The following is a 12,285-nucleotide window of genomic DNA, read 5'->3' as shown; positions in this document are numbered from 1 at the left end:
ACATATAGCCGTCAGGCGCTTTCGTTTCGATGAAGGCGTAATGACCGGGTGCAAGGCCGGATGTTTCTACTTTTCCGTCCTTATCTGAAACCAGATCTTTCTGAACCGTTTTTCCATCACGGTCGACGATTTTGAAAACTGCGCCTTCAAGATTCCCGCCGTCTGCATCTTTCTTCGTTAAAGCGGCTTTTCCTTTGTAATTCACCATTGATCCCAATTCAACATCAGGTACTTGATTCTTTTCGTTCTTTGCGATTGAGAAGTGAATGGCTTTTGTGTTTACGATAAACCCTGATGGGGCTTTCGTCTCCATCAGCCGATAGTATCCGGCGGGCAAACCGTTGATCTCAACTTTCCCATTTTTATCGCTTTCAATATTATTTTTTATCAGAGTATAGGTGCCGTCGCTTAATTTTTTCTCAAGCTTAAATACAGCACCGGCCAAAGGATTATTGTTTTCGTCTTTTTTGATAAGCGTCACCTTATTTTTTTGATTTATGACTTTATAGAGTGCTCCTGCTGCGGAGGATTTGCCGTCAATCGTAACGGAGACCCCGTTTACATAAGCATCGCTGATGGTGTAGCCGTCCGGAGCTTTTATTTCTTTCAGTACATAGGTTCCGTAACGGATATTCCCAAACGTAAGTTTACCGGCATCGTCTGTTGTGCCCGTACGCAGCAGCTGCTTGCCGTCTTTAGACCATAATTGAAAGCCGGCTCCTGAAAGAGATGTTCCGTCTGATCCTGTTTTAGATATCGTCAGGCTTCCCTTCTCTCCTGATCCTGAGCCGCCGCCGCTTGAAATGGCGACAAACACTGAGCTGTTGTTCTCTTGGGTCTGCTCCTCAACATTTGTCCCTGATATCGACACTTTGTTGCTGACCTGACCGCTGCTGCCGGAAATATTAATGAGAGAACGATATTGTATGACATACGCGCGGTCGATTTGTTTATAGCCGCCTGTAAAGGTAAGGACAAATGATTGTTCGCCGGTGGCATTGTCAGTTTTTATATCTAGTTTATAGTCCTTATCTTTTTCAAGCTGCACATCACCCGGAATAAGGTTTCCGCTGCTGTCTTTCATAACGCCGTTCTCATTATATTTTGCTTGAAATACTTTAAAAGAATCTTCATCTATTATTTGATTCTCATCCGGGGTGTCTTTGACTTTTACGTCATCCAGTGTCGATTGGCTGGCATTGACATTGATGTTCCAATCGATATTGTTTCCGTTTTGTTTGCCGCCTTTAGAAATCAGGTTTCCTCCGTTTGCGATGGAAACTGAACCCGTCAGCGTTCGGTCTGCATGGTCATTATTAAAGTACTCTGCTTTGTTTGTGTATTGACTCTGTTTAATGACCTGGCCTTTTAATGACGTTTTAAATTCAATCAGGTATGGTAAAGCGTCATCTGTTTTGAGACGTACGATTAACGTATTTTTGTTGCCGTCTGACGGCTCCTCTATTTCATATTTTGAAGGATCCAGCGCCTCCCCTTCAGTGATGGAGCCGTTTTTGCTGATGGTATACGTTTTAACAGCAACCGACCCATGCAAAAATTGCTGACCATCTGTGATCGTATCTTTTATATAAGGATTTTTTGAAGGTTCGCCATTGTAATTAATGCCGACTTTCCATGTGATTTCTTTTGAAACGGCGTTGTATGAGCCGTTTTTGAATCCGTTATGGGACGTCTGATTGTTCGGTGTGAAGCCGCTCGATTCCTTATTTGTGCGTTTGCCGCCGTTTTTATCCGTCCATGTCGACTCCGCCGTATTCTTAATGGGTTCGTTTGAAAAGTCAGCGTTGAATTTTGTCTTATACGTGATCTTAAACTGACTGTTTGTTTCTGCATAATCCCCGATCAATGCTATTGTAAAGCCTTGATTTCCGGGTTTTTTTGTTAATATATAGTCTGTTCCTTCTTTCAGCGTTTTGTTATCAGTCGTGTCTTGCATGTGAAATGAATCGTCAATGAGCGCCAGGCCTCCGCTGGTGAATTGATCATCCAGCGTCCAGTCTTTCATTGTGTAACCGTTTTTATTAACTGTGATTGTCCAATCAACCGTCTTCTTCTCATAGTCTGCATTTGAATAATTTTTGATCAGATTCTGCTGAATGGCGGTTCCCGGAGTTTCCTTTGATTCCCCTGTATCTGTCATTGCTGTATTGGTGTATTTGACAGGACTGTCAATAATGACCCCATCGTTGACTTGAGATTGATAAATGATCTTATATGCTCCTGTGACAGTTTGCTTGAATTTTATTTCAAAGCCGTTCCCGTTATCAGTCAGCGTATAATCCTCACCCTCTTTTAATGGGGCGCCCTCTTGTTCACTGCCGTTCTGGCTGAATGTAATCGGAAGGACTTTCAATGAACCGGGAACAAGATGCAGATCGTCTGATCCGAACGTATCCTTGATGCCGGCTTTGGATTGATCAATCTTTTTCTCACCGTAGTTGTACATAACAGCCCAGCTGAACGTTTGGGATTCTCCTTTATAACCTGTCGAAGATTTTTCTATCATTTTTCCGTAACCCGCTGTTACGGAAGCTTCCGCAGAAATTGGCTCCGCATTGTCTCCGCTGAATGCCGCCTTGTTTGTCAGCGTGATGTTTCCGCCTTTACCCGGCTTTGCCTCATCTTTAATTTCCGTGTCATATATGAGCCGGTAGGCTGAATCGATCGTCCCGGCGAAGGTGACATTACCGTTTTCGCCAACGGTATAACCTGAAGTTATCTCATTTCCCTGACTCACCGAGCCGTCAATATTCACATCAAGTTCATACACTTTCACAGAGCGGAAAGTCAATTCGTCCGGAAGGCTTTCAGTCAATTTCGCATTTTTAACTTCTTCTTCCTTTTTATTAAGATCAACCGTCCACGTTACCTTTCCGGGATTAATACCTTTATCCAATGACCCTGATTTCTCAATGGTTTTATTGACATTCGGTTTAAAATAAACCGTTACGTCCGGCGTATCAGAGTTAACCGGAAACTTAATCTTTTGTGTGGTTGATCCTTTTATTTCTTTCTGATTGAATTGGGTGTTTACATACAATGACCCCTTGACGTTAGTATCTTCTTTTACCTCGCCGTTAAACGTCATGATGACATGGCCGCTCGTATTAATGGAAAAAGTTCCGTACGTACTATCGCCGTCGGTCAATGGCTGGTTCGTAATGTCATTATGCATGATAAATTCTTTAGGCAGATCAAATTCATATCGATCACCGTCGTTTATTGTTTTCCCCAGCTCATTCGGAATCGCCCATTGAATGGTGATATTTGCCGGAGAGTTCGTATTCGCAGGGTTGTTTTTGTCATATGGTTTTCCTTTTTCATCCGTCAATTTCACATCAGTTAAAATATTTTGCGTAATCCGGCTTCCGCCTGATTGAAGGCTTTTAGCGGCAGATTTGCTTGAAACCGCCATTTTTGATTGACTGCGTTTAGCAGAAGGTTTTGATTTCGTTTTCTGTTCTGCTTTATCACCGCCGTCCGCAGATGCTGATTTTTTCTCTGTCTTTTCCTGAGGTTCAGCAGGTGTTGAAGAGGTGTTTTTTTCTGTTTCGGAATCCGTTGTTCCGTCTTTCTTCACAGGTATTAACACCTGCTGGGTCTTGCCGGCATCCAGTTGAAAAAGAGCTTTTGCCATTTTCGTCTCATCTGTTATGTCGGGAGTAAACTTCGCCGACAGTGTAATGGAGCCTTTGGCATCCCCGGCATCTGCTTCAGCATCGTTCACTTTCACTTCCAGCGTGCTGCTGTCTGCTTCAGCTTTATATATACCGATCACCCGATCAGCTGATGTCAGCTCACCTTCGGCATCGTTATCTAATGTAAAACTTTCCGGAATCTTTAAGGTGATATTCCGGTCACTTGCATCTTCCTTGTTTTTTAGTGACCATTCGTATGTCAGTGTCACTTTATCTCCCGGTGCTAAAGCGGGCTCACTCCCTTTTGACCCGTCAACAGTCTGCTGTCTGCCGTCTTTGACTGCAACTGAATCAAAGAACCCGCTCTCGCTTTGTTGTGATCCGGAAGCGGCTGCGATCGGAGTAAAGCTGACAACTTGGCTGAAGATGAAAAACAGCGTAAAGCATGAAATTAATGCCGCCCTCAGCCTTTTGCTTTTTTTCGGGCTGAACGAAAAGTTCCTCACTCCCAATGTCTTATTCCTCCCCTTTTATATAGACTTACGTTCGAACAAGCCGGTAAGCATGGGATTCTCCTTATCCGAACCAAACTACATTGTATGAAATCGGCCTATACAAATTCTGTACATGGGATTATTTCAGAAATAACGCACAAAAAAAGACCGGCATCAGCCGGTCCGGTCATTCAATCGTCAATTGATTTTATCCTTCAATTGTTTATAGCGTTCGTATTCCTTTATCGCCTCTTCTACCTTTCCCAGTTTATTAAATAACTGCAGTTTGTATTGTATAATTTTATCGTCACCGGGCTCTATTTTCTCAACCTGCAGGCAAACATCCATCGCTTGATGATCGTTCTTCTCTTGGATGAGAAAACCAATCAGTTCGTACGCTTTGCTGAGCCACAGATGGGCCAGACGCGCTTTTTCCGGCTCCGCCCACAGATAGCCATTCTCCATGAGATAATGGTTCTCATATGACATGACAATGTCCAGGTGCCGGGTTAGTGCAGCTGCGCTGACCGGAGGAGCCTCTTTTAATGTTTTTTCCCATTCAACTGTATCAACCTTTACTCCGGAAAGCCGGAGAATGTATCCTATATCGGTATTTTCTATTGATTGGCTGAAGGGCAGCTGACCGATTAATTTCCGTATTTGATATATTGTCGAATAGAGCTGGGTGCTTGCTTTTGATACATCATAAGCAGGCCAAAACATCTCCATCAGCATGTCTTTACTGACCGTACGCCCTTGATTAAGAAGTAAAAATGCATACAGTTCACGGGCTTTGGATGTTCTCCACTTGACTGTTATGTATGTTTTGACACCATTTACCGATTGATAAAAGTCCAGGTTCCCAAAACATTGTATAACATAATCCGTCCCGGTATTCTCGTCTGCCGACCTGAGTTTTTTATTCATTCGGATTCGCTCAACAGTTGTCAGCAGCCGGGCATGGTCAACCGGTTTTAAAAGATAATCGACAGCATTTAATTCAAACGCTTTGATCGCGAATTCATTATAAGCGGTGATAAAAACAACTTGGATATTTTCATTGACCTCCTGAATCGATTCAGCAAGCTCAATACCGTTTATCCCGGGCATTTCAATGTCAAGAAACACCGCATCAGCTGCTGAAAGCTCCGAATGCTCCAGAACTTCCGCCGGATCTTGAAACGTTATAATAGATTGAAATGCGTTTGTCCGCTCAAGCATACGATTAAAATGAAGCAATGCCAGTTCCTCATCATCCACAATTAACGCTTTCAAACCGCATCCCACCCGTCAATATAGATATATCTGAAAATAATTTCAATTATACCATGCCTAATGCCCTATATAGTTGGATTCTTTTTCTTTCTCTTGTTGTATCATAACGTTTGTGATTACAATATTTATACATTACATAGGATAATAGAATGCCCCTGAATGGGATAAAGGAGTAATGATGTGAAAGAAAAATTTATTTCGATTTCGATTATTTGCGGCTACGCTGCTTTCTTTATGCTTTTTATGGTCCTGAATCATTTTTCAGGATCATCCCTCCCTCAAGCGGAACAGGGCGTGATCAATCTGGAAAAGTGGGATTTTCAAAAGGATGGAAATGTCCAGCTGAACGGGAAATGGATTCTATATCCAAATCAGATGCTGTCACCGCAGGCGCTTCATTCAGCAAAAGGAAAAAACCCCGTACTCGTTGATGTCCCCGTCAATGTGAAGCTGTTCGGCAAAACGGCCGATGTGGATTACGGGACGTACAAACTGACAATCCGATCAAATGAAGACAATCAGGTTTTGGGGATCAGCACATCTTATATCTACAGTTCAAACCGCCTTTATCTTAATGGGAAATTAATCGGACAGAGCGGCAATCCTACAGAAAAAGCTGATTTTAAGGCGCAGAACAAACCGTACAGCAGCTTTTTCAGGCTTCACAAGGGTGACAATGAACTTGTCCTGCATTTTTCGAATTTCGGAAAAGTTCCCGGCTGGGGGATCGCAAAACCGATAACGTTTGGGACTCAGGAACAAATTATACGCGAGAATCAAATTTCCTTTTTTAATGATTCCATTATGATTACGGCTTTTTTCATTACCGGTTTATATTTTCTCGGCTTTTTTTTGCAACGGACAAAGGATAAACATTTATTGTTCTTTTCCGTGATGTGTCTGCTTTTTTCTGCCATTATTCTTATGATCGGGAAAGAAAGAATTATCTTTCTCCTCTTTCCGTCTATTTCATTTTCATTGCTGAATTCCTTGCGTATCATCTCAACCGTGCTTGTCAGCATGGCGGTTTTTCTTTATCTCTTTTATGCATACAGAGAAATTGTTTCAAAAACGACGATCACCTTTTTAACCGCTTTATCCGGGATTATCTTGATCACTGATTTTATGTCCGGAAGTTTCATTGACCATCTCTCATACATTTTACATTCTGTGCTTGCCGTTACGACTCTGTTTTATATTACATATATTTTTACGATTGCCGCCATAAGAAAAATAAAAGGAAGCACGTACCTTACACTCGCATCCGTCTCGATGAGCGCTTTTGTGATTCTTACTACCATTTCAGCTTACAGCGGCAAAACGGCTTTTTCTTTTAATTCGCTCTATTCATTGCCGACAGTCATCGCTTTATTGGCGGTGGTTCTTCTGATGGCGCAGCAATTCGCCGGAGCTTTCCGGGACAATGAAGTCCTCTCACGGAAATTAGTCAAAATCGACCAACTGAAAGATGAATTTATCGCCAAAACTTCACACGAATTCAAGACGCCGCTGAACAGCATTATTAATATATGCCAAACCCTTGTAGCCGGCAGAAAAAAGAAGACGATAGAGGAAGAGAAAGAAAATATGCAGCTGATCATCCGTATGGGCTACAGACTTTCTGATCTCGTAAATGATATTCTTGACTTGGAAAAAATGAAGCAGGGTATGCTGCAGATTCGTCCGGTTCCCGTCGATGTGCGTGCCGTCATATGCAGTGAGATGAACTTCTACCGGCTTTTATCCAAACATAAAAAACTTGCCATTCTTAATCATGTGCCGGACGGCCTCCCTTTGGTGCTTGCAGATGAAAACCGATTCCGGCAAATCTTAACCAATCTTGTTGAAAACGCAATCAAGTACACATCCGAGGGGAACATTATTCTTTCTGCTGAAAGCCTGAATGACAAAATGATTCAAATCACGGTGGCCGATACCGGCAGCGGCATTCCTGAGGCTGATCTTGAAACCATTTTTGATTCTTTTCAGCAAGCGGGAGGGACGGAAGAAGGTGGAACGGGTTTAGGTTTAAGTATTGTGAAACAGCTCGTCAAGCTCCAAAACGGGGACATCTGGGCGGAGTCAGCGGCGGCGCAAGGATCAGCCTTTCATTTTACGTTACCCGCCGCTCAAATTGATTCTTTACCGGAAGCAAAGACCGAACTTCCTGAATCACATCCCGGGCAGAGAATGTCGGATATTTCGCTGGTCACGCCTTATTACTCAGAAAAAATCGATGCTCCGACGATTCTGATCGTCGACGATAACATCGAGAGTTTAAAAATTTTAACTGATATGCTGGAAGGTGTTCCTTATAACGTAATCGCAGTAAAAAGCGGAAAAGAGGCGCTTCAAGCTGTCTCTTCCTCGAAGCTTGACTTGGTCATATTAGACTTGATGATGCCCGACATGACGGGTTTTGAAGTCTGCACAAACATCCGCGAAAGATTCAGCATGGTCGATCTGCCGGTTCTTATCGTTACGGCAGCCATTATCAGCCATGACAAATACAAGGCGTTTCATGCCGGAGCAAACGACATCTTACAAAAGCCTTATCATTACTCTGAATTCACCGCGCGTATTAAAAATTTAATTTTGATGAAGCATACGGCTCACCAAGCCACAAATTTAGAAATGGCATTTCTTCAGTCGCAGATTAAGCCTCATTTTCTTTACAACGTATTAAATACGATCATCGCGCTCAGCCATTTGGATATTGAAAAAGCACGGGAAACCACTGCTGCATTTACAAACTATTTAAGGATGAGTTTTGATTTTCAAAACACTTCGGACATCAGCTCATTCAGAAACGAACTTTCTATCATTACGTCATATCTTTCTATAGAAAAAACACGCTTCGGCAAACGGCTTGATATCCTTTTTGATATTGAACAGGACATTGACTTCCCCCTTCCGCCTTTAATGATACAGCCATTGGTGGAAAACGCCGTTCATCACGGGATCAGTAAGAAAAGAGGCGGCGGACGGATAAAGCTGACAGCGAAAAAACAAGGCGAAAACACGTATTTTATCAAAGTGGAGGATAATGGAACCGGCATCATGCCGGGCATACAGAAAGATATTTTGTCTTCTGATGTTAATCGCAGTGTCGGCCTGAAAAATATCAATCGGCGGCTGAAGCATTTTTGCGGAAGTGAATTGACGATCACCAGCACCCCGGATGAGGGCACCGCTGTTTCGATGATGATTCACACTGCCGGCACAACGGATGATTCGAACTCACTAAAAACGTCTTCATTAAGATACTGATTAACTTCAGAAGGCTTGTAAATACTTCTGCCGGCTGTCGGGGAATTCCCGTCAGCCTTTATTTACCCAAAAAGACGTAAAAACAAAAAAGCTTGAAGAAAAAGTGATATCTTCTCCAAGCTTAGATGATCCGCACCAGTCTGGCCGTTTTCACTTAAGAAATCGTAACTCCCGCGCTTGCATATCCCGCCACTGTATTAATAAGCGAAAGGCCTGTCGCAGTGGCGGAGAATACCATTAACAGCCGGGTTTGAGGAGTTACCGCAATGTTCAGCCCTGTCATGATTCCGTTGCTGATGCTGCCGATTGACAATATGCCGGTGAGGGGAGGAGCTAAAGTGACGGATGCTCCGGGGATCGGCGTGAACGTATTGTTCGGCACTGTGGAACTGTATAATTGTGCGGTTATCGTAACAGTCGAGCCGACAAGCGACAATGCTGCGGTTGTACTGAAATAGGCGGCAATTGATGTAATGGTTCCGCTTCTCGGAGCCGAAAAAGCAAAGTTCAGCAGAGTCCCTCCGGCTCCGGTAAGATCAATTGCACCTCCCCCTCCGACACTGACGCCCGTCACAGAATTGCCGAACCCGACAAGGCTCACCGTTCCGATTAATCCGCCGGCAATGGTCGTCACGGCAGTTGGGAGACCAGAAGCAAAAGGAATGATTGCGCCTGCTCCTGTTGCGCCTGTTACTCCCGTGGCCCCGGTTACTCCCGTTACTCCGGTGGCGCCGGTTATTCCGGTTGTTCCCGTTACCCCAGTTGCACCTGTGGCTCCCGTTACTCCGGTTGCACCCGTTATTCCGGTAGATCCAGTATCTCCGGTTGCTCCGGTCGAGCCTGTTACTCCGGTCGCTCCTGTTACTCCGGTGGCTCCTGTTACTCCAGTTGATCCCGTTACTCCGGTTACTCCGGTTACTCCTGTTACTCCGGTCGCTCCGGTTACTCCGGTTACTCCGGTGGCTCCCGTTATTCCTGTCGCTCCTGTTGCTCCGGTTATTCCAGTGGCTCCGGTGATCCCGGTTGCTCCTGTTGATCCCGTTACCCCGGTTGCTCCTGTTACTCCGGTGGCTCCAGTATCTCCAGTTGATCCCGTTATTCCTGTCGCTCCGGTGATCCCGGTTGCTCCTGTTATTCCTGTCGCTCCCGTTATCCCTGTTACTCCTGTTGATCCCGTTATCCCTGTTACTCCTGTTGATCCCGTTATCCCGGTTGCTCCTGTTGATCCCGTTATCCCGGTTGCTCCTGTTACTCCGGTAGCTCCTGTTACTCCCGTGGCTCCCGTTATCCCGGTGGCTCCCGTTACTCCTGTTACTCCCGTGGCTCCCATTACTCCGGTGGCGCCGATTTCTCCGGTCGAGCCCGTTACTCCTGTTGCTCCTGTTGCTCCGGTGGCGCCGGTGGCTCCTGTTATCCCAGTTGCTCCAGTATCCCCGGTTACTCCAGTCGCTCCGGTTACTCCAATCGCTCCGGTTATGCCTGTTACCCCGGTTGCCCCCGTTACCCCGGTTGCACCTGTTATTCCTGTCGCTCCCGTTACTCCGGTCGTGCCCGTTATCCCGGTAGCGCCTGTTACTCCGGTGGCGCCTGTTACTCCGGTGGCTCCCGTTACTCCGGTAGATCCAGTATCTCCGGTGGCTCCTGTTACTCCGGTCGCTCCAGTATCTCCGGTTACTCCCGTTATCCCTGTCGCTCCGATTACCCCGGTCGCTCCAGTTGCCCCGGTCGCTCCGGTGACGCCGGTGATCCCGGTTGCTCCCGTTTCTCCTGTTGCTCCAGTAGCTCCAGTTGATCCCGTTACTCCGGTAGCGCCTGTTCCCCCGGTTGCTCCCGTTATCCCAGTTGCTCCGGTGGCGCCTGTTACTCCGGTGGCTCCCGTTACTCCGGTAGCGCCTGTTACTCCGGTTACTCCCGTTACTCCGGTGGCTCCGGTTATTCCTGTCGCTCCGGTTACTCCTGTTGCTCCGGTGGCTCCCGTTATCCCAGTTGCTCCGGTGGCGCCTGTTACTCCGGTGGCTCCCGTTACTCCGGTAGCGCCTGTTACTCCGGTTACTCCCGTTACTCCGGTGGCTCCGGTTATTCCTGTCGCTCCGGTTACTCCTGTTGCTCCGGTGGCTCCCGTTATCCCAGTTGCTCCGGTCAGCCCCGTTGCCCCGGTGAAGCCCGTTGCCCCAGTCAGTCCCGTTTCTCCTGTTGACCCAGTAATTCCAGTCGCTCCGGTTACTCCCGTGGCGCCCGTTATCCCAGTTGCTCCGGTTACACCGGTTACTCCAGTCGTTCCGGTTACACCGGTATCTCCTGTCGAGCCCGTTATTCCCGTGGCTCCGGTTGCTCCCGTTAATCCGGTTGGCCCGGTTGCACCTGTTATTCCGGTGGCTCCAGTATCTCCGGTCGAACCCGTTACTCCCGTAGCGCCTGTTACTCCCGTCGAGCCCGTTACTCCTGTTGCTCCGGTGGCGCCCGTTATCCCAGTTGCTCCGGTTACACCGGTTGCCCCTGTTACCCCGGTGGCGCCGGTATCTCCGGTTACTCCTGTTATTCCGGTGGCTCCGGTGATCCCAGTCGATCCCGTTGCTCCGGTCAGCCCCGTTGCCCCGGTGAACCCAGTTGCCCCAGTCAGCCCCGTTGCCCCGGTGAACCCAGTTGCCCCAGTCAGCCCCGTTGCCCCGGTGAAGCCCGTTGCTCCAGTCGCTCCTCTTACATGAAAATGATTTGGATGACAGCACGGACACCATCTTTCATGACAGCAAGAGTTTTCGCAACAGCACCCTTCACAGCAATGTGCCCGATTATGATAACTGCGCCTTTGATTTCTTCTTTTATGTTGAGAATGACAGCAACACTCATTACAATGCCGGCAGTCGCAATCCCAAGAGTCGTATCTGTTATACCAAGTATCTCCTTTTCTCATTACACCACCTCTATTTTCATAATATTTCCACAAATAAAAAAGGTGTGGCAAAACCCCACTTCTATTGGGCACATTTTCAAATGTTCTTAAGGCTGCATCATGCACAGCTTTTAGAGAAAAAAGACCTAACTGTGCATAAGTCAGGTCTTTCATCTTTAAAATATCAGTCTGCTGTTGTCATTATGTTGTCGGGAAACGAATGCTGTTAAAATCGATATTGAGAGCTGTCGCTGTTGTTATATTATTAGCAGTTGTAAAAATAACTCTCAGCTGGTACGTGTTCGTTCCCGCGGTCGGCGCTGTATCCACTGTAGTATCAGCTACTGCAAACCGTTGAGTAGTTGCGCTAATAATAGACCTTGACAAAAGTCTTGTATGAATCTGTACTGCTCCCCTATATAATCTTATTTCAAAGACAAAGTTTGAATTGGCTGTAGATGTTACATCGACGCTGACTGAATAATCAAACTTTACATTCTGCAAAGTATTAACTGGAATTTCCAGTTCAGCAACAGGAACTTCTGTATTTAACGGCGGGTAAACAGTGAGCGGCCCGTTGGTTCTTGTGAAGAGCAAGGTCGGTGCACTAGCAGTTGGGCCTGTTGGGCCTGTTATTCCTGTCGCTCCCGTTGGTCCCGTTGTCCCGGTTACTCCGGTCGCTCCGGTTGATCCTGTG

The 12,285-nt window shown here is 46.2% G+C and carries 4 protein-coding genes and 2 pseudogenes; 2 read left to right on the top strand and 4 right to left on the bottom strand.

Annotated elements, in window-relative coordinates; all coding sequences use genetic code 11:
- A partial coding sequence (locus AC3WTF_RS14855; RefSeq protein WP_492314292.1) for a collagen binding domain-containing protein occupies window positions 1-4,171 on the bottom strand: 4,171 nt, incomplete at its 3' end.
- 180 nt (window positions 4,172-4,351) lie between these two features.
- Window positions 4,352-5,428: a response regulator gene (locus AC3WTF_RS14850; RefSeq protein WP_047935440.1), complete on the bottom strand. Its 1,077-nt coding sequence runs from the start codon at window positions 5,426-5,428 to the stop codon at window positions 4,352-4,354.
- 234 nt (window positions 5,429-5,662) lie between these two features.
- On the opposite strand from AC3WTF_RS14850, the pseudogene AC3WTF_RS14845 reads away from it, so the two are divergent.
- Window positions 5,663-7,546 (top strand): annotated as a pseudogene (locus AC3WTF_RS14845) (sensor histidine kinase); the annotation flags it as partial.
- Window positions 7,547-7,618: 72 nt separating this feature from the next.
- A complete protein-coding gene (locus AC3WTF_RS14840; RefSeq protein ID WP_257645095.1) occupies window positions 7,619-8,698 on the top strand; it encodes a response regulator in 1,080 nt (359 codons plus the stop codon).
- 154 nt (window positions 8,699-8,852) lie between these two features.
- Here the strand turns inward: AC3WTF_RS14840 and AC3WTF_RS14835 are convergent, their stop codons facing one another.
- Together AC3WTF_RS14835 and AC3WTF_RS14830 are read right to left on the bottom strand one after the other, a co-directional pair.
- Entirely contained in the window at window positions 8,853-11,609 is a 2,757-nt protein-coding gene (locus AC3WTF_RS14835) for an exosporium glycoprotein BclB-related protein (protein WP_492314291.1), read from the bottom strand.
- Window positions 11,610-11,789: 180 nt separating this feature from the next.
- Window positions 11,790-12,285: pseudogene (locus AC3WTF_RS14830) on the bottom strand (NTTRR-F1 domain); the annotation flags it as partial.

This window comes from Bacillus sp. EB106-06-01-XG163 (assembly GCF_058791615.1).
Note: the sequence above shows the minus strand (reverse complement) of the source record. Positions and strands in the feature narration are given on the sequence as shown.

Bases quoted from the DNA above. Each gene is read 5' to 3' on its own strand.
- AC3WTF_RS14840 (WP_257645095.1), top strand. From the start codon at position 7,619: ATGTCGGATATTTCGCTGGTCACGCCTTATTACTCAGAAAAAATCGAT.
- AC3WTF_RS14835 (WP_492314291.1), bottom strand. From the start codon at position 11,609: ATGAGAAAAGGAGATACTTGGTATAACAGATACGACTCTTGGGATTGC.